The organism is Pseudomonas sp. 2(2015), from assembly GCF_000955865.1.
Taxonomy (GTDB): Bacteria; Pseudomonadota; Gammaproteobacteria; order Pseudomonadales; family Pseudomonadaceae; genus Aquipseudomonas.
Window position 1 is genome coordinate 110,437 of the sequence record NZ_JYOF01000004.1, and the last position, 25,656, is coordinate 136,092.

The 25,656-nt window shown below is 62.7% G+C and carries 24 protein-coding genes and 1 tRNA gene; 8 read left to right on the forward strand and 17 right to left on the reverse strand.

Annotated elements, in window-relative coordinates; genetic code table 11:
* Nucleotides 1-62: 62 nt before the first annotated feature.
* The 3 genes from UB48_RS08645 to UB48_RS08655 all read right to left on the reverse strand — a co-directional run bounded on the left by UB48_RS08645 (nucleotide 63) and on the right by UB48_RS08655 (nucleotide 4,040).
* Nucleotides 63-2,477, reverse strand: a complete 2,415-nt coding sequence (locus tag UB48_RS08645) for a TonB-dependent siderophore receptor (protein ID WP_045195959.1) — start codon at nucleotides 2,475-2,477, stop codon at nucleotides 63-65.
* Between the two features lie 103 nt (nucleotides 2,478-2,580).
* Nucleotides 2,581-3,522 carry a FecR family protein gene (locus UB48_RS08650; RefSeq protein WP_045195960.1) on the reverse strand — a complete coding sequence of 314 codons (942 nt, stop codon included), beginning with the start codon at nucleotides 3,520-3,522 and terminating at the stop codon, nucleotides 2,581-2,583.
* Nucleotides 3,519-4,040 carry an RNA polymerase sigma factor gene (locus UB48_RS08655; protein ID WP_045195961.1) on the reverse strand — a complete coding sequence of 174 codons (522 nt, stop codon included), beginning with the start codon at nucleotides 4,038-4,040 and terminating at the stop codon, nucleotides 3,519-3,521. The genes UB48_RS08650 and UB48_RS08655 overlap by 4 nt, the downstream gene beginning before the upstream one ends.
* Before the next feature lie 174 nt (nucleotides 4,041-4,214).
* On the opposite strand from UB48_RS08655, the gene UB48_RS08660 reads away from it, so the two are divergent.
* Both UB48_RS08660 and UB48_RS08665 read left to right on the forward strand, forming a co-directional pair.
* Nucleotides 4,215-5,432: an MFS transporter gene (locus UB48_RS08660; protein WP_045195962.1), complete on the forward strand. Its 1,218-nt coding sequence runs from the start codon at nucleotides 4,215-4,217 to the stop codon at nucleotides 5,430-5,432.
* A 345-nt stretch (nucleotides 5,433-5,777) separates the two neighbouring features.
* Nucleotides 5,778-6,947: an MFS transporter gene (locus tag UB48_RS08665; RefSeq protein WP_045195964.1), complete on the forward strand. Its 1,170-nt coding sequence runs from the start codon at nucleotides 5,778-5,780 to the stop codon at nucleotides 6,945-6,947.
* A gap of 13 nt (nucleotides 6,948-6,960) precedes the next feature.
* Here UB48_RS08665 and ppk2 read toward each other — a convergent pair whose 3' ends face one another.
* The 9 genes from ppk2 to UB48_RS08710 form a co-directional block, all read right to left on the reverse strand.
* Nucleotides 6,961-7,770, reverse strand: a complete 810-nt coding sequence (gene ppk2 / locus UB48_RS08670; RefSeq protein ID WP_045195966.1) for a polyphosphate kinase 2 — start codon at nucleotides 7,768-7,770, stop codon at nucleotides 6,961-6,963.
* A 146-nt stretch (nucleotides 7,771-7,916) separates the two neighbouring features.
* The gene (gene ychF / locus UB48_RS08675) at nucleotides 7,917-9,017 is read right to left on the reverse strand and encodes a redox-regulated ATPase YchF (protein WP_045195968.1); all 1,101 of its coding nucleotides are present in this window, start codon (nucleotides 9,015-9,017) and stop codon (nucleotides 7,917-7,919) included.
* A 21-nt stretch (nucleotides 9,018-9,038) separates the two neighbouring features.
* Nucleotides 9,039-9,623, reverse strand: coding sequence for an aminoacyl-tRNA hydrolase (pth, locus tag UB48_RS08680; RefSeq protein ID WP_038997179.1), 585 nt, complete (start codon nucleotides 9,621-9,623; stop codon nucleotides 9,039-9,041).
* A 77-nt stretch (nucleotides 9,624-9,700) separates the two neighbouring features.
* The gene (locus UB48_RS08685; protein WP_045195970.1) at nucleotides 9,701-10,300 is read right to left on the reverse strand and encodes a 50S ribosomal protein L25/general stress protein Ctc; all 600 of its coding nucleotides are present in this window, start codon (nucleotides 10,298-10,300) and stop codon (nucleotides 9,701-9,703) included.
* A gap of 137 nt (nucleotides 10,301-10,437) precedes the next feature.
* Entirely contained in the window at nucleotides 10,438-11,379 is a 942-nt protein-coding gene (locus tag UB48_RS08690; RefSeq protein WP_010225730.1) for a ribose-phosphate pyrophosphokinase, read from the reverse strand.
* 48 nt (nucleotides 11,380-11,427) lie between these two features.
* Nucleotides 11,428-11,502: transfer RNA gene (locus UB48_RS08695), tRNA-Gln, on the reverse strand.
* A 34-nt stretch (nucleotides 11,503-11,536) separates the two neighbouring features.
* Nucleotides 11,537-12,388: a 4-(cytidine 5'-diphospho)-2-C-methyl-D-erythritol kinase gene (gene ispE / locus UB48_RS08700; RefSeq protein WP_045195972.1), complete on the reverse strand. Its 852-nt coding sequence runs from the start codon at nucleotides 12,386-12,388 to the stop codon at nucleotides 11,537-11,539.
* Between the two features lie 3 nt (nucleotides 12,389-12,391).
* Nucleotides 12,392-13,009 (reverse strand): lipoprotein insertase outer membrane protein LolB, encoded by a 618-nt coding sequence (gene lolB / locus UB48_RS08705; RefSeq protein WP_045195974.1) that lies wholly within the window; start codon nucleotides 13,007-13,009, stop codon nucleotides 12,392-12,394.
* A 4-nt stretch (nucleotides 13,010-13,013) separates the two neighbouring features.
* Complete coding sequence (locus tag UB48_RS08710; RefSeq protein WP_045195976.1) at nucleotides 13,014-14,738, reverse strand: tetratricopeptide repeat protein; 1,725 nt, start codon at nucleotides 14,736-14,738, stop codon at nucleotides 13,014-13,016.
* A 176-nt stretch (nucleotides 14,739-14,914) separates the two neighbouring features.
* Between UB48_RS08710 and hemA the strand changes: the two genes are divergently transcribed.
* The 6 genes from hemA (at nucleotide 14,915) to UB48_RS08740 (ending at nucleotide 20,278) form a co-directional block, all read left to right on the forward strand.
* Nucleotides 14,915-16,192, forward strand: coding sequence for a glutamyl-tRNA reductase (gene hemA, locus UB48_RS08715; RefSeq protein ID WP_045195978.1), 1,278 nt, complete (start codon nucleotides 14,915-14,917; stop codon nucleotides 16,190-16,192).
* Nucleotides 16,189-17,271 carry a peptide chain release factor 1 gene (gene prfA, locus UB48_RS08720; RefSeq protein ID WP_045195980.1) on the forward strand — a complete coding sequence of 361 codons (1,083 nt, stop codon included), beginning with the start codon at nucleotides 16,189-16,191 and terminating at the stop codon, nucleotides 17,269-17,271. Before hemA ends, prfA begins: the two co-directional genes overlap by 4 nt.
* Nucleotides 17,272-18,102, forward strand: a complete 831-nt coding sequence (prmC, locus tag UB48_RS08725; protein ID WP_045195982.1) for a peptide chain release factor N(5)-glutamine methyltransferase — start codon at nucleotides 17,272-17,274, stop codon at nucleotides 18,100-18,102.
* A complete protein-coding gene (locus tag UB48_RS08730) occupies nucleotides 18,096-18,851 on the forward strand; it encodes a molybdopterin-synthase adenylyltransferase MoeB (RefSeq protein ID WP_045195984.1) in 756 nt (251 codons plus the stop codon). The genes prmC and UB48_RS08730 overlap by 7 nt, the downstream gene beginning before the upstream one ends.
* A complete protein-coding gene (murI, locus tag UB48_RS08735; protein WP_045195986.1) occupies nucleotides 18,844-19,644 on the forward strand; it encodes a glutamate racemase in 801 nt (266 codons plus the stop codon). The genes UB48_RS08730 and murI overlap by 8 nt, the downstream gene beginning before the upstream one ends.
* 115 nt (nucleotides 19,645-19,759) lie before the next feature.
* Nucleotides 19,760-20,278, forward strand: coding sequence for an acyloxyacyl hydrolase (locus tag UB48_RS08740; RefSeq protein ID WP_045195988.1), 519 nt, complete (start codon nucleotides 19,760-19,762; stop codon nucleotides 20,276-20,278).
* 24 nt (nucleotides 20,279-20,302) lie between these two features.
* Here UB48_RS08740 and UB48_RS08745 read toward each other — a convergent pair whose 3' ends face one another.
* The 5 genes from UB48_RS08745 to UB48_RS08765 all read right to left on the reverse strand — a co-directional run bounded on the left by UB48_RS08745 (nucleotide 20,303) and on the right by UB48_RS08765 (nucleotide 25,479).
* Nucleotides 20,303-21,025, reverse strand: a complete 723-nt coding sequence (locus UB48_RS08745) for an SDR family oxidoreductase (protein WP_045195990.1) — start codon at nucleotides 21,023-21,025, stop codon at nucleotides 20,303-20,305.
* Nucleotides 21,022-22,464 (reverse strand): deoxyribodipyrimidine photo-lyase, encoded by a 1,443-nt coding sequence (gene phrB, locus UB48_RS08750; RefSeq protein ID WP_045195993.1) that lies wholly within the window; start codon nucleotides 22,462-22,464, stop codon nucleotides 21,022-21,024. Before phrB ends, UB48_RS08745 begins: the two co-directional genes overlap by 4 nt.
* Before the next feature lie 9 nt (nucleotides 22,465-22,473).
* Nucleotides 22,474-23,379 (reverse strand): MerR family transcriptional regulator, encoded by a 906-nt coding sequence (locus tag UB48_RS08755; protein ID WP_045195995.1) that lies wholly within the window; start codon nucleotides 23,377-23,379, stop codon nucleotides 22,474-22,476.
* On the reverse strand, nucleotides 23,369-24,337 hold the full coding sequence (locus UB48_RS08760) for a DUF523 and DUF1722 domain-containing protein (RefSeq protein WP_045195997.1): 969 nt from the start codon (nucleotides 24,335-24,337) through the stop codon (nucleotides 23,369-23,371). The genes UB48_RS08755 and UB48_RS08760 overlap by 11 nt, the downstream gene beginning before the upstream one ends.
* Before the next feature lie 155 nt (nucleotides 24,338-24,492).
* On the reverse strand, nucleotides 24,493-25,479 hold the full coding sequence (locus UB48_RS08765; RefSeq protein WP_045195999.1) for an NAD(P)/FAD-dependent oxidoreductase: 987 nt from the start codon (nucleotides 25,477-25,479) through the stop codon (nucleotides 24,493-24,495).
* Nucleotides 25,480-25,656: the final 177 nt, after the last annotated feature.

A 25,656-nucleotide genomic window follows, 5' to 3' on the forward strand; every position in this document is an offset into this window, starting at 1 on the left:
TTGTGTCAACACTCTTTTTCAAAAAAATTAACGCGCGATCAACCGCTTAGCCGTAAACCGGCTCAGAAGTCGTATTTGAACGTGGTCATCAGGTTACGCGGCGCCCCGTAGTTGCCGTACGACGACGCCATCGAGTAGTACTCGCGGTCGAAGACGTTGTTGAGGTTGACCGTGGCGCTGAGGTTTTCGCTGATGTTGTAGCGCGCCATCAGGTTGACCAGCGCGTAGCTGCCCTGGTCGAAGCTGTGCAGGTCGGTGCCGACCTTGCTTTGCCAGTTGACCCCGCCACCCACGGTGACTTTGTCGAGCATGCCCGGCAGGCGGTAGCTGGTGAAGGTCTTGAGGCTGTGGCGCGGATACACGGTGGCAATGCGCTCATCCTGGTTGTCGGTGGTCAGGGTGTAGGTGTAGCCCGCCGACGCCTGCCAGCCTTCGGCCAGCTCGCCATTGAGCTCCATTTCCAGGCCTTTGGAGGTGGTGTCCTGCTTGGCGTCGTAGACGTTGTCGTGCACCCAGATCGCCAGGTTGTCCTGTTCGAGCTTGAACAGCGCCAGGCTGGAGTTCAGCTTGCCGTCGAAATGGCTGCCCTTGACGCCCAGCTCGTAGCCGACGCCTTGCATCGGGTCGAGCGGCTTGTTGTTCTCGTCGGTGACCCAGGAGGCTTGCGGGTTGAAGATTTTGGTGTAGCTGGCGTACAGCGCCCAGGTTTCATCAAGGTCGTAGACCACCCCGGCATAAGGGATGAACACACCGGTCTCTTTACGGTTGACCTCGGTCTTCTCACCGCCGTACGGGCGGTCCTCGGTGTCACGCTTCCAGTCGATGACCCGGCTGCCGAGAATCAGGTTGAGATCGTCGGTCAGGTGCAGGCGCGAGGTGAGGTAGGCGGCGTACTGGGTTTCTTCCATTGACGATTTGCCACTGATGCTCCAGTCCGGCTTGGGCTGCTTGCCGTCCCAGTCGAAGATGTTCTCCACCGACGCACCCGGGGTTGCGTTGTAGTCGTAGCGCCAGCCGCCCCAGCTCGGTACGTTTTCGTTGTACTTGGACAGGGTTACGCCGCCGATCAGTTCGTGTTCGCGGCCGAACAGGCTGAACGGGCCGGTCAGGTACAGGTCCAGGTTGTCCTGGCGCGGGGTGCCGGAAAAGCGCACCGGCAACTGGCTCAGGCCGCTGCCGTCGGGCTGCAGCTCGCCCATGAGAAAGCCGAACACTTCGTCGAACTTGTTTTCGGAATGGCTGTACTCGATCTTGCCGCTCCAGCCGTTGCCCAGTTGCTGCTCCACCGAGGCGAAATAGCTGGTCTGTTCGTGGTCGTTGTACGACCAGTCCGGAGCCATGTTGATCGAGCGCTTGAGATTGCTGCGCTCACCCGTGCTGAAGCGGGTTGGCAGGCCGGTGCGCAGCGGCGAGTCGACGTCGGTGCGCTGGTAGCTGAAGCCCATGGTCAGCAGGGTGTCTTCGCTCAGGTCGAACTCGGTGATGCCGTACAGCAGCTGGCTCTCCAGCTTGTAACGGTCGACCCAGGCGCCTTCAGTCTTGTAGTCGGCAACCAGGCGGCCACGCACATTGCCGCTTTCGGTCAGCGGCCCGGAAACATCGAAGCCGGTGCCATAGCGGTCCCAGGTGCCGGCCGAGCCGGTGACGCTGGCCTGGCCCTCGGCGGTCGGGCGCTTGCGGATCAGGTTGATGGTCGCCGACGGGTTGCCCATGCCGCTGATCAGGCCGCTGGCGCCGCGGACGATCTCGATGCGGTCGTACATCGCCATGCTCTGGGTGTAGTTGTCCATCCGCGTGACGGTCGGCACGCCGTCGATCTCGTAGTTCTGGATGACGAAGCCGCGCGAGTAGTAGCTGTCGGTCTCGGCGCCCAGGCCGTCGCGCACGACGATCACCCCGGGGGTCGCTTCGAGGGCATCGCTGAGATTGGTCAGGCGCTGGTCATCCAGGCGCTGGCGAGTCATGACGGTCAGCGACTGCGGGGTTTCCTGGGGTGTCAGGTTCAAGCGCGTCGAGCTGCTGGACGAGTAGGTGGTGTAAAGCCCGGTGCCTTCAGTGGTCGAGCCCGGTGCCTTGCCGGAAATGCTCATGGCATCCAGTTGCAGGGCGCTGCCCAGTTCCATCGGTAAATCGATGACAAAGCTGCTGGCGTTGGGTTGGCTCAGGCGTGCGCTGCTGCCGGCAGTCAGGGCCTGCAGTGCCTGGGTCGGGCTCATGCGGCCCTTGACCCCCGGCGACGAGCGCCCGGCCAGCTGGTTGGCGTCGTAGATCACCTGCAGCCCGCTTTGGGCGCTGAACTCGTCCAGGGCATCGGCCAAGGCTTGCGCGGGGATGTTGAAGTCCAGCGCCTGGGCCTGGGTCTGGGCAGACTCGGCGGCCTGCAGCGGCAGGCCCAGGGTTGTGGAAAACAGGCTGGCGGCAAGGATGGCGCAGGCCAGTGGCTGACGGCTGAATCGGAAATCGCGTGGGTACTGCATGTGTCCTCCCCCAGAGAATACAAACGATAATGCTTCTTATGTGGAGGTGTGACGCAGCAGCAAAGACAATTACCGAATGCCTGGGAAATATATTTTCACCGGCTTAGCGGACGATGATCCATTGCCCGGCCAGGTTGCTCACGTTGAGGTTCTGAGTGCGCGCCAGGGCATCGATGGCAGTGGCGGCCTGGTCGAGGTTAAAGCTGCCACTGACCGGGCGCCGGCCGACCTGTTCATCGATGTACAGCAGGCGGCTGCCCTGGTACTCGGCAAGCTGTTCGAGCACCCGGCGCAAGGGCACCTCACGCACCCGCAACTGCCCCTCGCGCCAGGCCAGCAGGCGTTCGGCATCGACCTTCTCGACCTGGTCCAGGCGGCTGCCGCTGAGCGTCACACGTTCACCAGGGGCGAGCATGCGTTTGTCGCCGGCGCTGCTGACCTCGACCTTGCCTTTGAGCAGCACCACTTCATCGTGATCGCGGCCGCGGCTGACCGAGAAGCGCGTACCCAGCACCTGTACCTGGGCCTCGTCGACATCGACCACGAAGGGCCGGCCATCGTGGGTCACTTCAATGAACATCTGCCCTTGCACCAGGCGCAGCGTGCGCACCGGCCCGCGCAGGTCGATATCGACGGCGCTGGCGCTGTCGAGGGTCAGCCGTGAGCCATCGGCCAGCTGGATCTGCCGGCGTTCGCCAACCGCGGTGGCGACATCGCTGTTCAAGCGCTGCAGCAATGGCAACTGCAACATCACCAGGCCGCTGATCAGCAGGATGCTCGCCGCCACCGCCCAGCCCCCCCAGGAGCGTGGGGCCGTACCCCGTTTGACCTTGTGCAGGCGACGCGCGGGCATCTCCAGTTGTTGCCAGAACAGCTCGACCTCGGCAAAGGTGCGGGCATTCTCGGGGTCCAGGCGCCAGCGTTCAAAGGCCTGGCGTTGCTCCCGCGGAACATCGTGGGCGCGCAGCCGGGTAAACCAGTCCAGGGCTTGCTGTTCGCGGTCGCCAGGCTCGTTCGGATGGGCAGAATTTGGCGATGGGTTCATGGCTGGTCAGTCTTGTTTCGGTTATGCAGGGCAGCCGCGGCGCAATGGCTCAGGGCTTTGTTCAAATGACGCTCGACCGCACGCGGGTCGAGTCCCAGGCGCGCGCCGATGTCCTTGTAGCTCAATTGCTCGACCCGGGCGAGTAAAAATACCTCGCGGGTCGGCGAGGGCAGGCCGTCGATCAGGCGTTCAAGATGGTCAAGGGTATTTCCGGCCACGGCACTGCGCTCGGGTGAGGTTTCGTTGAGCAGATGCTCCAGCGCCTGCTCGTCATTGACCCCACGTACCTGGTTGCGCCGAGCATGGTCGATGCTCAGGTTGTTGGCGATGCGGTACAGAAAGGCCCGCAGGTTGCCAACCTCGCCACGCTCGCTGTGCATCAGCCGCACAAAGGCATCCTGGAGCAGGTCGCGGGCGGTTTCCCGGCAGCGCACGCGGCGGGTCAGGAAGGCCAGCAGTTCACTGCGGTGATGCTGATAGAGCAGCGACAGGCTGCGGTTGTCCTGGTCGTCGGACATGGCGTATGCGGGCCTCGAATAGGCAGGCAGTGGAGTCTGTAAAAACGCAGCCGATGCTAACGTTATTGAGAATTATTAACAAGCACGTCAAAAGCACGTTGGTCGAAAAGAATAGTGCGCTTGCTAACGATTTCTGGATAATTGGATCCCGCCCCCCGGATGGAAGCTTTTGTCATGGCTGTGAGCACTGTCTCGTCAACGTCACCCGCCAGCACCGCAACTGCCCAGAGCAGCCCGCTGGTGATGCGTATCATCGCCGCCTGTGCCCTGGCGCACCTGATCAACGACCTGATCCAGGCCGTGCTGCCGTCGATCTATCCGCTGCTCAAGGCCAACTACGGCCTGACCTTTACCCAGATCGGGCTGATCACCCTGACCTTCCAGATCACTGCGTCGCTGCTGCAGCCCTGGGTCGGCTTTTACACCGACCGCAAGCCGATGCCGAACCTGTTGCCGCTGGGCACCCTGTGCACCCTGGTGGGGATCGTCATGCTTGCGTTTGTCGGCAGTTTCCCGATGATTCTGCTGGCGGCGGCGCTGGTGGGCATCGGTTCGTCGACCTTCCACCCGGAAACCTCGCGTATCGCCCGGCTGGCCTCCGGTGGGCGCTTCGGCCTGGCGCAGTCGACCTTCCAGGTCGGTGGCAACGCCGGCTCCGCTTTCGGCCCGTTACTGGCGGCGGCGATCATCATTCCCTTCGGCCAGGGCAATGTTGCCTGGTTCGGCCTGTTCGCGGTCTGCGCCGTGCTGGTCACCTACGGCCTGAGCCGCTGGTACAAGGAACACCTCAACCTGTTCAAGGCCAAGCAGGGCCAGCGCGCCACCCATGGCCTTTCCCGCCAGCGGGTGATCGGCGCCCTGGTTGTACTGGGGCTGCTGGTGTTCTCCAAGTACTTCTACATGTCCAGCCTCACCAGCTACTTCACCTTCTACCTGATCGAGAAGTTCGACCTGTCGGTGGCCAGCTCGCAGCTGTACCTGTTCCTGTTCCTCGGCGCGGTAGCGGCCGGGACCTTCTTTGGCGGCCCGATCGGTGACCGCATCGGGCGCAAGGCGGTGATCTGGTTCTCGATCCTCGGCGTTGCGCCGTTCACCCTGATGCTGCCTTATGCCGACCTGTTCTGGACCAGCGTGCTCAGTGTGATCATCGGCTTCATTCTCGCCTCGGCATTCTCGGCCATCGTCGTGTACGCCCAGGAGCTGGTGCCGGGTAACGTCGGCATGATCGCCGGGATCTTCTTCGGCCTGATGTTCGGTTTTGGCGGCATCGGCGCGGCGGCGCTGGGTTATCTGGCCGACCTCAAGGGCATCGAGTACGTCTACAGCCTGTGCTCGTTCCTGCCGCTGTTCGGCCTGCTGGCGATCCTGCTGCCGTCCACCGGCAAGCGCTGAAGGCTCAAGGACGGGCTATTGACGGGTGGCACGGGTTCTCCTAGAGTGCCGCCCATCCTTTACGGTGTAACCGACGTATGAGCCGCTTCAGCCACACATTCGCGCATCGCCAGCCGGTCGTCCTGACCCGCTGCTGCGACTGGCCGAGCGATACCGTCCTCAAGCGTCGGCGCAGTGTGCTGTTCGCCTTTACCTTCTCGCCTCACCGCCCCACCTCCTGACCTGGCAGCTGCATGCCCGGCGTTCTGCCGTGGCTGGCGCGCCTGTATGCAAATCTTATTACGGTCATGTATGCGCCTGCGCAGGTGCGATGTGGTGCTTTGCGCCGGTGAGTTCGGAGTGGTGATGAATACGCGTTTGTTGCTGGGCTTGTTGTTTGCGGTTTCGGTAGTCGGTTTCAGCCTTGGGGCGAGTTTGCCATTGGTGTCGCTGCGTTTGCTCGACGCTGGGGCCAGTACCTTGCAAATCGGCATCGTCTCGGCCATTCCGGCGGCGGGGATGATGCTCTCGGCGTTCATGGTCGATGCCTGCTGCCGGCACCTGACCCGGCGCACCATCTACCTGCTGTGTTTCGGCCTGTGCACCTTGAGCATCGGCCTGCTCGAATGGGGCTTCTCCTCGCTCTACCTGCTTGCCCTGTTGCGCCTGGCGCTGGGGATCGGCATGGGCATTGCCATCATTCTCGGCGAGTCGTGGGTCAACGAGCTGAGCCCGGAACACAACCGCGGCAAGATCATGGCCCTGTACGCCACCGCCTTTACCGGCTTCCAGATGCTCGGCCCGGCGATGCTGGCGCTTCTCGGCGCGCAGAGCGCCTGGGTGACCACGGTGGTGACAGGTTGCTATGGCCTGGCGCTGCTGTGCATCGTGCTGACGGTGCCCAATGACCACGTCGAGCATGGCGAGGAGGGCGGCAAGAGCTTTTCCCTGGCGGGCTTTTTCCGCGTGGCGCCGGCCTTGTGCATGGGCGTGCTGTTCTTCTCGTTCTTCGATGCGGTGATCCTTTCGCTGCTGCCGGTGTATGCCACCAACCATGCCTACGCCGTGGGCGTCGCAGCGTTGATGGTGACGGTGATCCTTACCGGCGACATGCTCTTCCAGTTGCCGATCGGCTGGTTGGCCGACCGCTGCGAGCGCACCACCGTACACCTGGTGTGCGGTGTGGTGGCGATGCTGATCGGCCTGGCGCTGCCATGGCTGATCGGTATGCAATGGCTGCTGTGGCCGGCCTTGGTGGTGTTCGGCGCGGTGGCCGGTGGGGTCTACACCCTGGCGCTGGTGCTGATCGGCCAGCAGTTCAAGGGCCAGGACCTGGTCACTGCCAACGCCAGCGTCGGCCTGCTCTGGGGTGTCGGCAGCCTGCTCGGGCCGCTGCTCAGTGGTGCGGCCATGGACGTCGCTCCCCATGGCCTGCCGATGGCGCTGACGGCCATGGCCGCGCTGTTCGTGGTATTCGCCCGCAGCGCCCGGCGCCGGGCCTTCCGCGCCCAGCGTGCCGGGCAGGGCGCTGCCTAGCACGCATGGCGCTTCAGAAGCGCTCAGGCACCATGCGCGAGGTGTAGCGGGTGCTCTTGTAGCGGCCGATCTTGCCGCGCTTGGGCAGCTCGATCTTCTGTTTGTGGGTGATGTCCTCGTAGGGCACCTGCTTGAGAAAGTGGCTGATGATGTTCAGGCGCACCCGCCGCTTGTCTTCGGAAACCGCCACATACCAGGGGGCCCAGGAGGTGTCGGAGGCGGCGAACATGTCATCGCGGGCGCGGGTGTAGTCGTCCCAGCGGGTGAAGGACTTGAGGTCCATCGGCGTCAGCTTCCAGATCTTGCGCCCGTCGGTAATGCGCTCCTTAAGGCGCCGCTCCTGCTCTTGAGGACTGACTTCCAGCCAGTACTTGACCAGCACGATGCCGGACTCGACCAGCATCTTCTCGAACGATGGCACCACTGACAGGAACTTGCTGGACTGCTCTTCGGTACAAAAGCCCATCACCCGCTCGACGCCGGCGCGGTTGTACCAGCTGCGGTCGAAGATCACCACTTCGCCGGCCGAGGGCATGTGCTGTATGTAGCGCTGGGCGTACATCTGGCTTTTTTCCCGTTCGGTCGGTGCTGGCAGCGCCACCACGCGAAACACCCGCGGGCTGACGCGCTCGGTGATGGCCTTGATGGTGCCGCCCTTGCCGGCGCCGTCGCGGCCTTCGAAGACAATACAGACCTTCAAACCCTTGGCCACCACCCACTGCTGCAACTTGACCAGCTCGATGTGCAGGGCCTTGAGGGCTTGCTCGTATTCTTTGCGGGGGAGGCGTTCGCTGCTGTCTTGCTTTTCCTTTTTCTTAGCCATGCGCCGATACCTGATCTGTGGACAAGAGCCGTTTGAATGCGGCTTTGAGTATAGATCCAGGTATTGGCTCGCGTTTGCTCATGGCGCAGGCAAAGAAAAACCCCTTGAGGCATGACCTCAAGGGGTTTCGGGCTGCTGGCAGCGGGTCAGACGTTGAAGCGGAAGTGCATCACGTCACCGTCCTTGACGATGTAGTCCTTGCCTTCCAGACGCCATTTACCGGCTTCTTTCGCGCCGCTTTCACCCTTGTACTGGATGAAGTCGTCGTAGGCGACCACTTCGGCACGGATGAAGCCTTTCTCGAAGTCGGTGTGGATCACGCCGGCCGCCTGCGGGGCGGTGGCGCCGACGCGCACGGTCCAGGCGCGGACTTCCTGCACGCCGGCAGTGAAGTAGGTCTGCAGGTTGAGCAGCGAGTAACCGGCGCGGATCACGCGGTTCAGGCCTGGCTCTTCGAGGCCCAGGGCTTCGAGGAACATGTCCTTCTCTTCACCGTCGTCGAGCTCGGCGATCTCGGCTTCGATCTTGTTGCACACCGGCACCACGATCGCACCTTCTTCTTCGGCAATGGCCTTGACCACGTCCAGGTGCGGGTTGTTGTCGAAACCGTCTTCGGCAACGTTGGCGATGTACATCACAGGCTTGCTGGTCAGCAGGTGGAAGCCGCGGATCAGGGCCTTCTCGTCGTCTGCCATGTTCTTCATCAGGCTGCGCGCAGGCTTGCCTTCGGTGAAGTGCGGGATCAGTTTTTCGAGGATGGCTTTCTGCGCCAGGGCGTCCTTGTCACCACCCTTGGCGTTGCGCGCAACCTTCTGCAGTTGCTTCTCGCAGCTGTCGAGGTCGGCGAAGATCAGTTCCAGGTCGATGATCTCGATGTCGCGCTTGGGGTTGACGCTGTTGGAGACGTGAATCACGTTCTCGTCTTCGAAGCAGCGCACCACGTGGGCGATGGCGTCGGTCTCGCGGATGTTGGCGAGGAACTTGTTGCCCAGGCCTTCACCTTTCGAGGCACCGGCAACCAGGCCGGCGATGTCGACGAATTCCATGGTGGTCGGCAGCACGCGGTTCGGCTTGACGATGGCCGCCAGCGCGTCCAGGCGTGCATCGGGCATCGGCACGATGCCGCTGTTCGGCTCGATGGTGCAGAACGGGAAGTTCTCAGCGGCGATGCCGGATTTGGTCAGGGCGTTGAACAGGGTGGACTTGCCGACGTTGGGCAGGCCGACGATGCCGCAATTGAAACCCATGGTGAATCCCTCTTCGTGGAGTCAGGCCTTTTGGCTGTGCAGCTCTCTCATCGCACGCGTCCAGTCGCCGGCGAGGATGTCCGGCAGCACGCCGAGGGCAAAATCGATACTGGCGTCCAGCTTCTCCTGCTCGGCGCGTGGCGCCTTGCCGAGGACGAAACCGGAGACCCTGCTGCTGTCACCCGGGTGGCCGATGCCAAGCCGCAGACGGTGAAAGTCATTCTGGTTGCCGAGCTGGGCGATGATGTCGCGCAGCCCGTTGTGCCCGCCATGGCCGCCGCCCTTTTTGAGCTTGGCGACGCCGGGAGGCAGGTCGAGTTCGTCGTGGGCCACCAGGATGGCATCTGGCGGGATGCGGAAAAAGTTCGCCAGTGCAGCAACGGCCTGGCCGCTGCGGTTCATGTAGGTGGTCGGGATCAGCAGACGAACGTCGTTGCCCTGATGGCTGAATTTAGCCGTCAGGCCGAAATACTTGCGGTCAGCGGTCAGGTTGACGCGCTGGGCGCTGGCAATGCGTTCTACGAAAAGAGCCCCTGCGTTATGCCGGGTCTGTTCGTATTCGGGGCCGGGGTTTCCCAGGCCGACGATCAGTTGGATGGCGGTCACGTCAGGGGCTCTTCCTTGGAGTTGTGGGTTACAGTGCGGGGCACTGTAACCCGGTCAACGCCGGCGTGCTGAGTAGATTACTCGGCAGCGCCTTCTGCAGCTTCAGGCGCAACACGCGGAGCGTGAACGTTGGCAACAGCCAGGTCGTTACCGTGAGCCAGAGCGACGAACTCGACGCCTTTCGGAGCTTTGAGGTCCGACAGGTGGATGATCGCGCCGACTTCGGCGTTGGCCAGGTCGACTTCGATGAACTCAGGCAGGTCTTTGGCTTCGCAGGAAACTTCGATCTCGTTGACAACGTGGGAGATCTCGCCGCCTTTCTTGACCGGAGCTTCTTCGTTGACGAAGTGCACTGGTACTTTGGCGGTCAGTTTCTGGCCAGCAACAACGCGGACGAAGTCAGCGTGCAGGATGAACTGCTTGGCTGGGTGACGCTGCATCGCTTTGACAACGACGTTTTCTTTCTTGCCGTCGATGTTCAGCTCGATAACGTGGCTGTAGGCAGCTTCGTTTTCGAACAGTTTGGCGATTTCCTTGGCCACGATGGTCAGGGATTGAGCTTCTTTGTCACCACCGTAAACAACGGCAGGGATCTGGGCGGCGAGACGACGCAGGCGGCGGCTCGCACCTTTCCCCAGGTCGGTACGCGCTTGGGCGTTCAGAGTGAAATCAGTCATTTTGTATCTCCAAAATAGCCATCTCCCGCAGGCGTTTGCGACCAGCGCCAAACGGGGTGGGCAAAAAAGCCCCGCCCCAACAACAGGTGTTGGGGCGGGGCGCTTTTCGTCAACGAGAGGTTCGCGAGGGAAAACCCTCAGCGGAACATCGCGCTGATCGATTCTTCATTGCTGATGCGGCGAACCGCCTCGGCAACAACCGGTGCAATATCCAGTTGGCGGATACGGTCACAGGCTTGTGCTGCAGCGGACAGCGGGATGGTGTTGGTCACCACCAGTGCGTCCAGCACGGAGTTCTCGATATTCTCGATCGCCCGACCCGAGAGGACAGGGTGCGTGCAGTAGGCGTAAACCTTGGCAGCGCCGTGTTCTTTCAGGGCCTTGGCCGCGTGGCACAGGGTGCCGGCGGTGTCGACCATGTCGTCGACGAGAATACAGGTACGTCCTTCGACGTCGCCGATGATATGCATCACTTCGGAGTGATTGGCCTTTTCACGGCGTTTGTCGATGATACCCAGATCGACACCCAGGGACTTGGCAACAGCACGTGCACGCACGACGCCGCCGATGTCCGGGGACACGATCATGAGGTTCTCGAAACGCTGGTCTTCGATGTCATCCACCAGAACGGGGGAGCCGTAGATGTTATCTACCGGAATATCGAAGAAACCCTGGATCTGGTCAGCGTGCAGGTCGACAGTGAGAACACGGTCGATACCGACGACGGTGAGCATGTCAGCGACGACTTTGGCGCTGATAGCAACACGCGCCGAACGCGGACGGCGATCCTGGCGGGCATATCCGAAGTAAGGAATCACGGCAGTGATTCGGGAAGCTGAGGAGCGGCGGAAGGCATCGGCCATCACTACCAGTTCCATCAGGTTATCGTTGGTTGGCGCGCAAGTCGGCTGAATGATGAAAACGTCCTTACCACGAACATTTTCATTAATCTCAGTGCTGATTTCGCCGTCGGAGAATTTGCCGACAGAAACATCACCCAGTGGGATATGCAGCTGACGTACGACACGCCGAGCCAGATCGGGGTTAGCGTTCCCCGTAAAGACCATCATCTTGGACACGCGCAGTACCTGAAGGCTGAGGGTATACCTGGATGAGTATAAGGAAAATGGCAGGGGCGGCTGGATTCGAACCAACGCATGGCAGGATCAAAACCTGCTGCCTTACCGCTTGGCGACGCCCCTGTATCTGTTGCTGCGAGCACCTTGTGCTCGATTCCTAGAGCAGACTCTGCAGCGTGCGATGCAACATCGAAACGTTGCTTCCCTTAGCTACAAACCCTGTTTGGGTCTCTGCAAGAAGGGCCAAAACTTTATCAGCTTCAGCTTTGTTTGGGAAGGCCCCAAACACACAACTTCCAGTTCCGGTAAGCCGAGCCTCAGTGAATTCGTTTAACAAATTCAATGAATTGCGTACCTCTGGGTAACGCTGCTCTACCACCGGTTGGCAGTCATTTCGACTGTTTCCCTTGGGAACGGGGCGCATCTTAAGGGGCAAGGAATCACGTGTCAACAGCGGATCTGAAAAAATTTCTGCTGTGCTAACAAATACTTGCGGGACCAGCACGACATACCAGGGCTCTTCGGGGTCGACCGGGGTCAGCTTCTCGCCCACGCCCTCGGCGAACGCCGCATGGCCGCGGACGAAAACCGGCACGTCGGCGCCCAGGGTCAGGCCCAGTTCAGCCAGCTGGTCTTCGCTCAAGCCCAGTTGCCATAAATGGTTGAGGCCGAGCAGGGTAGTGGCGGCGTCGGAGCTGCCGCCGCCAATGCCGCCGCCCATGGGCAGGATTTTTTTCAGCCAGATATCCACGCCCTTGTCGCAGCCGGTCAGGGCCTTGAGCTTGCGCGCGGCCTTGACGATCAGGTTGCTTTCATGGGGGACGTTGTCGATCTCGCTGTGCAGGCGCACTTCACCGTCTTCGCGCAGGGCGAAAGACAGCTCGTCGGCATGCTCGAGAAACTGGAACAGGGTTTCCAGCTCATGGTAGCCATCGGCGCGGCGGCCAAGAATGTGCAGCATCAGGTTGAGCTTGGCCGGGGCCGGCAGGGTCAGGGTTGCAGTGTTCATTGATCAGTGGCCCAGTTGCCGTGGTTGCCAGTCTTTGACCACCAGGGTCACGTCGAGGTTTTGCCCGTGCAGCTTGATCCGCTCGGGCAGCCAGTAGCCGTTCTGTTCGGCGTAGCTCAGGTACTGCACGTCCCAGCCGTCCTGCTTGAGGCTGGCCAGGCGGCTGTCGCCGTCGAGGGTCAGCTGGCTCTTGCTGTCGGGGGCGGGCAGGCCGCGAATCCACCAGACCAGGTGCGACACCGGCAGCTCCCAGCCCAGTTGTTCGGCCAGCAGGGCTTCCGGGCTTTGCGCCTCGAAGCGGCCCTGGTTGGCGACCTCGAGGGTGACGCCGCCGGGGCGCCCGGTCAGGCGTGCAGCGCCGCGGCCGAGCGGGCCGGACAGGCGGATGTCGTAGTAGTCCTGGCGTTGCAGCCAGAACAGCGTGCCGCTGCCGGAGTCTTTCGGCGCGCGGATGCCGACCTTGCCGTTGATCTGCCAGCCATCGAGGGTGCTCAGCTGTTGCTTGTGCTCGCGCCACAGCTGGGGGTTGCCTTCGCCCCGCAGGGCCTCACGGGAGCCGAAGCCGGCACAACCGGCAAGCAGGGCAATCAGGCAGAAGGTGATGCAGTGGCGCAAAAACATAGGCTTATAGAGTCTCGGATCCGGTCAGGCGCAGGACGGTCTTGCGCAGGATAGGGCTGTCGGGCTGGGCTTCGAAACCTTTGGCCCAGACCTGGCGGGCTTCGCGGCGCTTGCCGTTGGCCCAGAGCACTTCACCCAGGTGGGCAGCGACTTCGTGATCGGGGAAACGCTCGATGGCCTGGCGCAGCAGGCGCTCGGCTTCGTCGAGGTTGCCCATGCGGTAGTTGACCCAGCCGAGGCTGTCGAGCACCGCCGGATCGTCCGGGGTGATCTGGTGCGCCTTGTCGATCAGGGTCTTGGCTTCGGCATAACGGCTGGTGCGGTCAGCCAGGGTGTAGCCCAGGGCGTTGAGGGCCATGGCGTTTTCCGGCTCGCGGCTGATGATGCTGCGCAGGTCTTTTTCCATCTGCGCCAGGTCGTTGCGCTTTTCCGCAAGCATGGCCCGGGTGTACAGCAGGTTGAGGTCGTCCGGGTACTGCTTGATCGCTTGCTGCAGCACCTGCTCGGCCTGGGCGTCCTTGTCGTTGTTGCCCAGGGCTTCGGCTTCGATCAGGTACAGCTGGATGGCGTAGTCGGGCTGGGCTTCGCGGGCTGCGGCCAGGCGCCGCGAGGCCTCGGCGCTGCGGCCGTTGGCAATGAGGATGTCGGCCTGACGCAGTTGCGCTGGCAGATAGTCGTTGCCGGGGCCGACCAGGGCGTACTCGTTGAGGGCGCTTTCGGGGTCGTTGCGCTCTTCATGGATGCGCCCCAGGTTCAGGTGCGCGGCATCGACATGGCTGTCGCGGGCGATCAGCTCTTCGAGGTAGCCGGCGCCTTCGTCCCAGTCCTTGGTTTCCAGGCTGACCAGGGCCAGCGAGTAACGCAGTTCATCGTCGTCCGGGTATTGCTGGACCAGGCTGACAAACTCGGCCTTGGCATCGGCCAGGCGATCCTGCTCGACCAGCATGCGCGCGTAGGTCAGGCGCAGGCGTTTGTCGTCCGGGTACTGGCGAATGGTTTTCTGCAGCAGCGGCAGGGCCTCTTTGCCGCGGTCCAGGCCTTGCAGCAGGCGCGCGCGCAGCAGCACCGGGGCAATCTCGCCGGCTTCGGGCGGGTGTTCTTCGAGCAGGTCGAGGGCCGCCTGGGCCTTGCCATCCTGTTGCAGCAGCAGGGCCTTGCCGAACACCAGCTGACCGTTGTCAGGGTACTTCACCAGCAGACGATCGAAACTGTTTTGCAGGCCGGCGCGGGTATCGGGGTCGGTTTCCAGTGCCGACAGGGCGAGGAAGTCGAAGTGGGTGTCGCCCTGGCCCTGAAGGACCTTTTCCATGTAGACCATGGACTCGTCATAGCGACCGCTGCGAGCCAGCTGGATGGCGGCGGCGCGCTGGGAGTCGAGGTTGCCGGGGTCGTTTTTCGCCCAGATCAGCGAGGTGTCGAGCGCGGCCTGGTCGGCGCCCAGGTATTCGGCGATGCGGTAGGCGCGTTCGGAAATACCCGGGTCCTGAGTCTTGATTGCCTGGCTGACGTAATTGTCCAGGGCGATATCGAAACGATCGCGCTGGCCGGCAAGTTCTGCGGTCAGCAGGCTGTACACGGTGTCCTGGCTGAACGATCCGTAGACGGTGGGCTTGGCCGGTTGCACCGGGGCGGCATCTGCAGGCGCCTTGGCATCCGGGGAATCCGGAGCCAGGGTCTGGCAGCCCTGGAGCAAGGCAAGGGCAAGGAGCAACGCGTAGGATCTATTCATAATCGGGATTTGGGCGGCTTACCAGCGGTCGGATCATCATGACACAAGCGCCGGGGCAAACCCATAAGCGAAGGTCTCGGTAGGGGTAGACTATAGAGACAATAGCGAGCGGTGGTTGTTCTGCGCTCTGCGAAGTAGGACAATTATCGGCTTCTCGTCACAATCAGCGACCTTGCATGGCCTTTCTTGCCCTCGGTATCAACCATAAGACTGCCTCGGTAGACGTACGCGAGCGCGTGGCGTTTACCCCTGAGCAGCTGGTGGACGCCTTGCAGCAGCTCTGCCGACTGACCGCCAGCCGCGAAGCCGCGATCCTTTCGACCTGCAACCGCAGCGAGCTTTATATAGAGCAGGACCACCTGGCTGCAGAGAGCATCCTGCGCTGGCTGGCCGAATATCATCAACTGAGCCTGGATGAACTGCGCGCCAGCGCCTACATCCATGAAGATCACGATGCCGTGCGGCACATGATGCGGGTGGCCTCCGGGCTCGACTCGCTGGTGCTGGGCGAGCCGCAGATCCTCGGCCAGATGAAGTCGGCCTATGCCGTGGCGCGCGAAGCCGGAACCATCGGCCCGCTGCTCGGGCGGCTGTTCCAGGCGACCTTCAGCGCTGCCAAGCAGGTGCGTACCGATACCGCCATCGGCGAAAACCCGGTGTCGGTGGCCTTTGCCGCCGTGAGCCTGGCCAAGCAGATCTTCAGCGACCTGGGCCGCAGCCAGGCGCTACTGATCGGCGCCGGTGAAACCATCACCCTGGTCGCCCGCCATCTGCACGAGCAGGGCGTGCGGCGCATCGTCGTCGCCAACCGCACCCTGGAGCGCGCCAGCACCCTGGCCGAGCAGTTCGGCGCCCATGCGGTGCTGCTGGCCGACATTCCCCAGGAGCTGGTCAACAGCGATATCGTCATCAGCTCCACCGCCAGCCAGTTGCCGATCCTCGGCAAGGGTGCGGTGGAAAGCGCCCTTAAGCAGCGCCGGCACAAGCCGATCTTCATGGTCGACATCGCCGTGCCGCGCGATATCGAGCCACAGGTGGGCGAGCTCGATGACGTTTACCTGTACACCGTCGATGACCTGCACGAAGTGGTCGCCGAGAACCTCAAGAGCCGCCAGGGTGCTGCCCAGGCCGCTGAAGAGCTGGTCTCGGTGGGCGCCGAAGATTTCATGCTGCGCCTGCGCGAGCTGGCCGCGGTGGATGTACTCAAGGCTTACCGTCAGCAGAGCGAGCGCCTGCGCGACGAAGAGCTGCAAAAGGCCCAGCGCCTGCTGGCCAATGGCGCCAGTGCCGATGAGGTGCTGGTGCAACTGGCCCGTGGCCTGACCAACAAGCTGTTGCATGCGCCCAGCGTGCAACTGAAAAAGCTCTCTGCCGAAGGCCGCCTCGATGCGCTGGCCATGGCCCAGGAACTCTTTGCCCTCTCCGAGGGTTCGACGGATAAAACCCCGCAATGAAAGCGTCGCTGCTGAATAAACTGGACACGCTCCAGGACCGTTTCGAGGAACTGACCGCCCTGCTGGGCGATGCCGAGGTCATTTGCGACCAGACGCGCTTTCGCGCCTATTCCCGTGAATACGCTGAAGTCGAGCCGGTCGCCGTCGCCTACGCCCAGTGGCGCAAGGTCCAGGATGATCTGGCCGGCGCCCAGGCGCTGCTCAAGGACAGCGACCCGGACCTGCGCGAAATGGCCGTGGAAGAAGTGCGCGAAGCCAAGGAGCAACTGGCGCAGCTGGAAAACCAGCTGCAGCGCATGTTGCTGCCCAAGGACCCCAACGACGGGCGCAACGTGTTCCTGGAAATCCGCGCCGGTACCGGTGGTGACGAGGCGGCGATCTTTTCCGGCGACCTGTTCCGCATGTATTCGCGCTATGCCGAAAAGCGCGGCTGGCGCCTGGAAATTCTCTCGGAAAACGAGGGCGAACACGGCGGCTACAAGGAAATCATTGCCCGGGTCGAAGGCGACAGCGTCTACGGCAAGTTGAAATTCGAGTCCGGTGCCCACCGCGTCCAGCGTGTACCCGAGACCGAATCCCAGGGCCGCATTCACACCTCGGCCTGCACCGTGGCGGTGCTGCCGGAGCCGGATGAGCAGGTGGCGATCGAGATCAACCCGGCGGACCTGCGTGTCGACACCTACCGTGCCTCCGGTGCCGGTGGTCAGCACATCAACAAGACTGACTCGGCAATCCGCATCACCCACTTGCCCACCGGCATTGTCGTCGAGTGCCAGGAAGAACGTTCCCAGCACAAGAACCGTGCCCGGGCGATGTCCTGGCTGTCGGCCAAGCTCAACGACATCCAGACCAGCGCGGCGCAGAATGCCATGGCCAGCGAGCGCAAGCTGCTGGTCGGCTCGGGTGACCGTTCCGAACGAATTCGTACCTACAACTATCCACAGGGGCGGGTGACCGATCACCGCATCAACCTGACCCTGTATTCCCTGGATGACGTTCTGGCCGGTGGGGTCGACGCGGTAATCGAGCCGTTGCTGGCCGAGTATCAGGCGGATCAACTGGCGGCACTGGGTGAGTAAATGACGATTATTGCCAGCTTGCTCCGCGGTGCGGAGCTGCCGGATTCGCCGACCGCGCGTCTGGATATCGAACTGCTGTTGGCGGCGGCCATCGGCAAGTCGCGCAGCTACCTGCACACCTGGCCGGAGCGGATTGTCAGCAGCGAAGCGGCGTTGACTTTTGCCGACTACCTGCAGCGCCGCCGCGCCGGCGAGCCGGTGGCCTACATTCTGGGTCAGCAGGGGTTCTGGAACCTCGACCTGGAAGTGGCCCCGCATACCTTGATCCCGCGTCCGGAAACCGAGCTGCTGGTGGAAACCGCCCTGCAGTTGCTGCCGGGTAGTGCGGTCAAGCTGCTCGACCTGGGCACCGGCACCGGGGCGATTGCCCTGGCCCTGGCCAGTGAGCGCCCGTTGTGGCAGGTCACCGCGGTCGACCGCGTGCTCGAAGCCGTGGCCCTGGCCGAGCGCAACCGCCAGCGCCTGCAACTGAACAACGTCAACGTGCGCAGCAGCCACTGGTTCGATGCCCTGGCCGGCGAGCGCTTTGACCTGATCATCAGCAACCCGCCGTACATTGCCGCCGCCGACCCGCACCTGGTGGCCGGTGACGTGCGCTTTGAGCCCAGCAGCGCGCTGGTCTCTGGCGAAGACGGCCTGGACGACCTGCGCTGCATCGTCAGCCAGGCGCCGGCGCACCTGGCGCCGGCTGGCTGGCTGCTGCTCGAACACGGTTACGACCAGGCCGCCGCCGTGCGCGAGCTGCTGGCCAGGCATGATTTCGAGCAGATCGAAAGCCGCCTCGACCTCAACGGCCACGAGCGCATCACCCTGGGGCGGCTGTCGTGCTGAGCGACCAGGAGCTGTTGCGCTACAGCCGGCAGATCCTCCTGGCGCAGGTGGATATCGACGGTCAGCTGCGGCTGAAAAACAGCAAGGCGCTGATCGTCGGCCTCGGCGGTCTCGGCTCGCCAGTGGCGCTGTACCTGGCGGCCGCCGGGGTTGGCGAATTGCACCTGGCCGACTTCGATACGGTGGATGTCACCAACCTGCAGCGCCAGGTCTTGCACGACAGTGCGTCGGTAGGCCTGAGCAAGGTTGATTCGGCGCTTGCCCGGCTCACCGCGATCAACCCGCAAATCACCCTCAAAGCGCATCGCCGCGCGCTGGATGAGGACTCCCTGGCTGAAGCGGTCAAGGCCGTGGACCTGGTGCTCGATTGCTCGGACAACTTCGCCACCCGCGAAGCGGTCAATGCCGCCTGCGTCGCCCACGGCAAACCGTTGGTCAGCGGCGCGGCGATTCGCCTGGAAGGGCAGTTGTCGGTGTTCGACCCGCGTAACCCGCTAAGCCCCTGCTACCACTGCCTGTACGGGCACGGCAGCGAAGCCGAACTGACCTGCAGCGAAGCCGGCGTGTTGGGCCCGCTGGTGGGGCTGGTTGGCAGCCTGCAAGCACTTGAGGCGCTGAAGCTGCTGGCCGGTTTCGGCGAGCCGCTGGTGGGGCGCTTGCTGTTGATCGATGCCCTTGGCAGCCGCTTCCGTGAGCTGCGGGTCAAGCGCGACCCGGGCTGCAGCGTGTGTGGCGAGCATCATGGCTGACGCTGCGGCGGCGCCGGTCGGCGTTTTCGATTCCGGAGTCGGCGGCCTGTCGGTACTGGCCGAGATCCAGCGCCTGCTGCCCGACGAGTCGCTGCTGTACGTCGGCGACTGCGGCTACATCCCCTATGGCGAGAAGTCGCCGGCGTTCATCCGCCAGCGCTGTCGCATGGTCGCCGAGTTCTTCCGCGAGCAAGGCGCCAAGGCCATGGTCCTGGCTTGCAACACCGCCACCGTGGCGGCAGTGGCAGATTTGCGCGAACAGTATCCGCACTGGCCGATCGTCGGGATGGAGCCTGCGGTCAAACCCGCCGCTGCCGCGACCCGCAGCGGTGTGGTCGGCGTGCTGGCCACCACCGGCACCCTGCAAAGCGCCAAGTTCGTTGCCTTGCTCGATCGCTTTGCCAACGACATTCGCGTGATCACCCAGCCTTGCCCGGGCCTGGTGGAGTGCATCGAGGCTGGCGACCTGAGTAGCCCGGTGGTGCGTGAGATGCTCCAGGGGTATGTAAAGCCCTTGCTCGACGCCGGCTGCGATACCCTGATCCTGGGCTGCACCCATTACCCCTTCCTCAAGCCTCTGCTGGCGCAAATGATCCCCGCCTCGGTGGCGATCATCGATACCGGCGCCGCCGTTGCCCGGCAATTGCAGCGCCTGTTGGGCGAGGGTGAATTGCTGGCTGCAGGACCGGCGCGCGATGCGCAATTCTGGACCAGTGCCAGCCCTGAACATTTGCGAAAGATCCTTCCAATGTTGTGGAATAAATCTGACAGTGTGCGAAGCTTTCCAATGTAAAAAAAGTGTGAAAAGCACTCAACATTGACTGAACTAACGCAACGCTGCCGATTTCTATTTATTGTCTGGTGAGACAGAAAAACCAACAACAGCATTAGGAAAAAGGACGTTTCTCATGAAGAAACTGCTTTGCTTGGCTGCTCTTGCAGCCGTTACCCTGGGGCAATCTTTCACAACTCAAGCAGCGGACGTGTCGTTATCGGTCGGGCAGACCGGCGACTCGACCATGACCTATCGCCTCGGCCTGCAATCGAACTGGGATGTCAGTTGGTGGCAAACCAGCGTAGGCCGTATCACCGGCTATTGGGACGGTGCCTACACCTATTGGGATGGCGACGAGAAGTCGAGTAACCACAGCCTGTCGTTTGCGCCGGTGTTCGTTTACGAGTTCGCCGGTGAGTCGGTCAAACCCTATATCGAAGCCGGTATTGGTGTGGCCGCATTCTCCAGTACCGAAGTTGAAAGCAACAAACTCGGCTCTTCGTTCCAGTTCGAAGATCGCATCGGCTTTGGTTTGCGCTTTGCCGGCGGGCATGAAGTCGGCGTGCGGGCGATCCACTACTCCAACGCCGGGCTGCAAACGCCCAACGATGGGGTAGAAAGTTACGCGTTGCACTACCGCATGCCGCTCTGACCTGAAAGAGCACAGCCCTGTGTTTTACACAGGGCTTGCAGGTAGTTCGGGCAGTGGCCAGAGGCTGTTGAGGTTGAGGGCTTCGAGCAGTAGCTCGGGGGCGCGCTCTGGCAAACGCTGGATGATCACATCGGCAGCAGTTTCCGGCGTCCATTGTTCAGGTCGGACCTGAACCGCCAGCAGTGGCGTTTTCAACGCCTGTGGTGCGACCACGGTCAAGGCGATGCCTTTGCTCTCGAGCTTCTGCCGCTCAGCGCGAAACACTTGTGTCAGGTTGTTGTCCGGGGTTGCCGGCTGGCTGGGCTCGTAGAGTTGCAGCGCCGAATAACGGCTGAGCACAGCCAGCACCTGTGGCGCCTGGCCTTTTTCCAGCAGCGGCACTGCCACGTTCAAGCAATGAACCGAAGCGCTCAGGTTGCTGCTGGCGATGGCTTCGAAAATGGCCGTCGGCGGCAGGCCAGGGTCCAGGTAATCGCAGGTGCCAGCATTCACCAGCAGGCAATCGAGGGCGCCCCAGTGGGCCTGGAGTTGCTGGCCAGCGTGTGCGGCCTGCGTGCCATCATCGAGATTGCCGTCAAGCAGCAGCAACTGCTCGGGGTTGAGCTGCGAAAGGCCCTTGAGCTCGGGCGAAGGACGTCCGCTGGCAGCGACTTTCCAGCCCTGCTCAAGCAGTTGTTGCACCAGCGCCAGGCCCAGGCCGCTGCTTGCGCCGGTGACCCACACCTTGCGCGCGATGGGTTCGCTCACATGACTGCCCTCTCTTCCTGCCGCGTGGGTAAATTCTTGAATGCACTCAACGCACGTTGGCGACTGCTACCGAGGTCCACAATGGGCTGCGGATAATGATTAGTAGCAAAAAGATCGCCACCTGGCACGGGATTGTGGATTTTTTTTTCATCCAGGTCGGCAAGCTCAGGCAGCCATTGCCGAATGAAATGCCCTGCGCTATCGAAACGCTGAGACTGGCTCACAGGGTTGAAAATGCGGAAATAGGGCGCTGCGTCGGTGCCGGTCGAAGCACTCCACTGCCAGCCGCCGTTGTTGGCGGCCAGGTCGCCATCGATCAGGTGGCGCATGAAAAAGCGCTCGCCCTCGCGCCAGTCGATCAGCAGGTTCTTGGTCAGGAACATGGCAACGATCATGCGCAGGCGGTTGTGCATCCAGCCGGTGGCAAGCAATTGGCGCATGGCCGCATCGATGATCGGGATGCCGGTCTGTCCTTGCTGCCAGGCCTTGAGTTCCTCCGGTGCATGGCGCCAGGGCAGGGCCTCGGTTTCCGGGCGGAAGGCACGGTGCATCGAGACCCGTGGATAGCCCACCAGGATGTGTTTGTAGAACTCGCGCCAGAGCAGCTCGTTGATCCAGGTCACCAGGCCGCGGTTGCCACTGTCGAACTCGCCGAAGTTGTGGTTCAGCGCGGCATGCAGGCACTGACGCGGCGATATCACCCCGGCGGCCAGGTAGGCTGACAGCTGGCTGGTGCCGGCGACGGCGGGGAGGTCGCGCTGATTCTGGTAATCTTCGGCGCATTCGTCGATAAAGCGTTGCAGGCGGTGCTGTGCTTCTTCTTCACCGGCAGGCCAGAGCTCGCGCAAGGCCTGCGCAGGGTGTGGGAAACCGGCTACCTCAACGGGAACCGGATCGCTGGCGACAGCCGTCGGCGCTTGCGCCCTGATTGGGTTGACCAAGGGTGGCACGCCCAGGTGCAGGCGTTCGTAACACACTTTGCGAAACTGGCTGAAGACCTGAAAGTAGCTGGCGCTGCGGGTCAGGATGCTGCCTGGGCGGAACAGTAACTGGTCAAGATAGCCGTGCGCGGCAATACCGTGCTCGCCCAGGGCAGCCAGCACCGCCTGGTCGCGGGCGCTTTCATTAACGCCATATTCCTCGTTGAAGTGCAGCGCCTGCACCTGATGCTCCTGGCACAGCTGCAGCAAGACCTGCGGTGCCTGCTGCCAGGTGTCGGCGTGGCGGATCAGCAGGGGGATGTTCAACTGCGCCAGTGCCGCACGCAGGCTTTGCAGGTTGCGCAACCAGAAGTCGACCTTGCACGGCGCATCGTCATGGGCCTGCCACTGCCCAGGGCTGAGCAGCCATACTGCCAGGGTCGGGCCGCGTTCGCAGGCTGCTGCCAGTGCAGTGTTGTCAATTACGCGCAGGTCGCTGCGCAGCCAGATCAGTTGCATGCTGTTTGGTTACCCTTGAAGGTGAAATTCAGGCTGTTCGCCCCTGAGTTGGCGCAGGCACTGAAGCGCCGCCTGGGGCGAATCGAGGACAAACAGCGTCTCGTCCGTCCAGGCTTGCAGGGCATGCTTATGAATGCTGACTGCGCGGCCGCACAGGAGTTTCGGAATTTCGACGTCGGCCAGGTTTCTTTGTAAGCGGGCGATGTCCAGCGACTTGTCGATGCTCAGCAGCAACGCCCATGGCCGCAACTGGGCGACCGCCAGGCTCAGCTCGTTGCCCGGTGGTGGCCAGTCGAAGACCTGCACCGGGTAACCGGCATTGCTGGCCAGCCAGGCCGTCAGCCACAGCCGTGGGTCGAAGGCCAGGTCAGAGCCGTTTACCAGTAGCAAGGGGGCGCCGCCGAGCTGATGGTTGTTGTGATAGACCCGCGCCCCGAGCTTGCTGCGTAGCCACGAGAAAAAGAACACCTGCTCAAGGCCAGTGGCGAATTGGCCCTGCCAGCGCAGTTCGAGGTCGGCAAGCAGCGGCATCAACAGTTGTTCGCAGAGGGTTGCCGCCGGGTATAGGGCCATGGCCTGGTTCACCTGCTGCTCAAGCCGGCGCTCGGCGAGGGCGGCGATGGCTTCCTTGAGTTGCTCGCGCAGGGCCTGCCAGTCGCTGCCGGCCGGCGACGGTGACTCCCCCGGGCTGGCTTGCAGCAAGGCTTTGACCTGGCTGACCGCCGCGCCCCGGTCAAGCCAGGTGAGGATCTGCTGGATACGCTGGACGTCTTCCTGGCTGTAGAGGCGATGCCCCTTGCCGGTGCGTTGCGGCACGATCAAGCCGTAACGACGCTCCCACGCACGCAGGGTGACCGGGTTGATACCGGTCAGGCGCGTCACCTCGCGGATCGGCAACAGGGCTTCAGATGGCATTGCGCAGGCTCAGGTTTTCCGGGTGCGGTTGCAAGTACACCTGCTGCGCCAGGTAGGGGTCGGGATGGTTGCGCAAATGATGCTTGAGCAGGGTCAGCGGCACCACCAGCGGCACCACGCCGGCATGGTACTGGCTGATCAGTTGCTGGATTTCCTGCTTGTCGGCGCGGCTCAAGGCATCGCGCAGGTAACCGCTCAGGTGCAACAGTACATTGCTGTGGGTGCCACGGCTGGCGCAGCGGCTCAGGGCCTGGATCAACTGGCTGAAGTAACGCGGGGCGAGCAACTCGGGATCGTCGTCGCGGCCCATGCTGCCCAACAGCTTGCCCAGGACTTTGTACTGCTGCGGGTTGTGCGCCATCAGCTGGTACTTGTAGCGGGAATGAAACGCGATCAGGGCGCCGCGGCTGACGCCAGCGGCGATCAACTGCTGCCAGTCGGCGTAGGCATATACCCGGGTGATGAAGTTCTCGCGCAGCACCGGATCACAGAGCCTGCCGTCTTCTTCCACCGGTAAATCGGGACGCTGCTCACAGAAGGCGGCGGCGAACAACCCGCGGCCGCCCTCGGGCGCTGGATAGCCATTGGCCTGATAGACCTTGACTCGCTCCAGGCCGCAGGAGGGGGATTTGTGCATGAAGATGTAGCCGCAAATATCGTCGAGATCCTTGGCCATCTGCTGCCCGTAAGCGCGCAACGGGCCGGACAGATCCAGGCCGGGGTCGCGGCTGCACACGGCCTGCGGGTCGGCAGGATCACCTACCAGGCGGATGGGTGCACGTGGCACGCCCAGGCCGATGGCGACTTCTGGGCAAACCGGGACCAAATCGAAGTGTTCGCTGAGGACCTCGTTGCACAGGCGCGAGGCTTTGTGGCCGCCGTTGAAACGCACTTCCTGGCCGATCAGACAGGCGCTGACAGCAATGCGGGGCTTGCGCGGCAGGTCACGAGCGTTCATGAACAGATCCTGAAAAATATTGTACAAATAAAGTTTTATGTACAGGTAAATCCCATCATAGGGGCAAACCTGTGCAAGTCAAACCACTTGTACAACTTTTGTGCAGGATGTCGAAAATGTCAGGCGGGGCTGAACAGGAGCAGCCCCGGCAGCTGTTACTCCAGATGCTCAAGCAGCCGACGGGCCGCTTCCTGGCCGCTGAGCCAAGCGCCTTCGACCCGGCCCGACAGGCACCAGTCGCCACAGGCATACAGGCCCAGGTCAGCGTCGGCCAGGGCGCCCCATTCGTGATTGCTGGCCGGGCGGGCATACAGCCAGCGGTGGGCGAGGGAGAAGTTCGGGGCGGGCACCACGCAGCCGACCAGCTCGGCGAAATCGCCCCACAGTTGCTCGATCACCGCCTCCTTGGGCAGGTCGATGTGCTGCTTGCTCCAGCTGGAAGTGGCATGCAACACCCAGGTGTCCATGTGTTCGTCGCGCCCGGGTTTGCTCCGGTTGCGCGCCAGCCAGTCGAGGGCGCTGCCTTGTACGAAGCAGCCTTGCATCGGGGTGTCGAGCGGGGTGTCGAACGCCAGGGCGATGGCCCAGGTCGGGTCCATCTGCACGCCGGCGGCAGTGGCGGCCAGCTTGGGCGCAGCACTGAGCAGCTGGGTGGCCTGAGGCGCCGGCACGGCGACTACCACCCGGCTGAACGGCCCGTGGCTGCAGCCGTCGGTGTCCTGCAGGTGCCAGTACTTCTGGCCGCGATAGACTTCGGCAATACGGCAGCTGAAGTTTACCGTGACATCCTTGAGCAGGCCGCGGGTGATGGCGCTCATGCGCGGCACGCCAACCCAGCGCGTCTGCTCGTCGGGGGAGGGGCTCAGTACGCCATCCTGATAGTGATACAGCTGCGGCTTCCATTCGGCCGCCCAACCGGCCGCTACCCATTGCTGCAACTGGTCGACAAAGCGCCGGTCGCGGGCCGTGAAGTACTGGGCGCCGAGATCAAGGGCGCCGGCATCGCTGCGTTTGCTGGCCATGCGTCCGCCGCTGCCGTGGCCCTTGTCGAACAAATGAACGGTCTGCCCGGCCTTTTGCAACGCCTGGGCGGCGGACAGGCCGGCGATACCGGCCCCGATGATGGCAATAGGTACAGTCATGATGGCCTCTTCGAACCTAATGGTTGCAGACTACGCTGCCCGGCAAACCTGTACAATGCACGAATCCTGTATAAGATGATTCCGCTCGTTACCACAGGTTGGCCTATGTTTATCCGAGAGCGATCGGTCAAAAAAGTGCCTTGTTGTTAAAAATAGACCACTGGCGCGCCATGCGAG

Coding starts and splice junctions, on each gene's coding strand:
- UB48_RS08645 (WP_045195959.1), bottom strand. CDS start 2,477: ATGCAGTACCCACGCGATTTCCGATTCAGCCGTCAGCCACTGGCCTGC.
- UB48_RS08650 (WP_045195960.1), bottom strand. CDS start 3,522: ATGAACCCATCGCCAAATTCTGCCCATCCGAACGAGCCTGGCGACCGC.
- UB48_RS08655 (WP_045195961.1), bottom strand. CDS start 4,040: ATGTCCGACGACCAGGACAACCGCAGCCTGTCGCTGCTCTATCAGCAT.
- UB48_RS08660 (WP_045195962.1), top strand. CDS start 4,215: ATGGCTGTGAGCACTGTCTCGTCAACGTCACCCGCCAGCACCGCAACT.
- UB48_RS08665 (WP_045195964.1), top strand. CDS start 5,778: ATGAATACGCGTTTGTTGCTGGGCTTGTTGTTTGCGGTTTCGGTAGTC.
- ppk2 (WP_045195966.1), bottom strand. CDS start 7,770: ATGGCTAAGAAAAAGGAAAAGCAAGACAGCAGCGAACGCCTCCCCCGC.
- ychF (WP_045195968.1), bottom strand. CDS start 9,017: ATGGGTTTCAATTGCGGCATCGTCGGCCTGCCCAACGTCGGCAAGTCC.
- UB48_RS08685 (WP_045195970.1), bottom strand. CDS start 10,300: ATGACTGATTTCACTCTGAACGCCCAAGCGCGTACCGACCTGGGGAAA.
- ispE (WP_045195972.1), bottom strand. CDS start 12,388: ATGAACACTGCAACCCTGACCCTGCCGGCCCCGGCCAAGCTCAACCTG.
- lolB (WP_045195974.1), bottom strand. CDS start 13,009: ATGTTTTTGCGCCACTGCATCACCTTCTGCCTGATTGCCCTGCTTGCC.
- UB48_RS08710 (WP_045195976.1), bottom strand. CDS start 14,738: ATGAATAGATCCTACGCGTTGCTCCTTGCCCTTGCCTTGCTCCAGGGC.
- hemA (WP_045195978.1), top strand. CDS start 14,915: ATGGCCTTTCTTGCCCTCGGTATCAACCATAAGACTGCCTCGGTAGAC.
- prfA (WP_045195980.1), top strand. CDS start 16,189: ATGAAAGCGTCGCTGCTGAATAAACTGGACACGCTCCAGGACCGTTTC.
- prmC (WP_045195982.1), top strand. CDS start 17,272: ATGACGATTATTGCCAGCTTGCTCCGCGGTGCGGAGCTGCCGGATTCG.
- murI (WP_045195986.1), top strand. CDS start 18,844: ATGGCTGACGCTGCGGCGGCGCCGGTCGGCGTTTTCGATTCCGGAGTC.
- UB48_RS08740 (WP_045195988.1), top strand. CDS start 19,760: ATGAAGAAACTGCTTTGCTTGGCTGCTCTTGCAGCCGTTACCCTGGGG.
- phrB (WP_045195993.1), bottom strand. CDS start 22,464: ATGCAACTGATCTGGCTGCGCAGCGACCTGCGCGTAATTGACAACACT.
- UB48_RS08755 (WP_045195995.1), bottom strand. CDS start 23,379: ATGCCATCTGAAGCCCTGTTGCCGATCCGCGAGGTGACGCGCCTGACC.
- UB48_RS08760 (WP_045195997.1), bottom strand. CDS start 24,337: ATGAACGCTCGTGACCTGCCGCGCAAGCCCCGCATTGCTGTCAGCGCC.
- UB48_RS08765 (WP_045195999.1), bottom strand. CDS start 25,479: ATGACTGTACCTATTGCCATCATCGGGGCCGGTATCGCCGGCCTGTCC.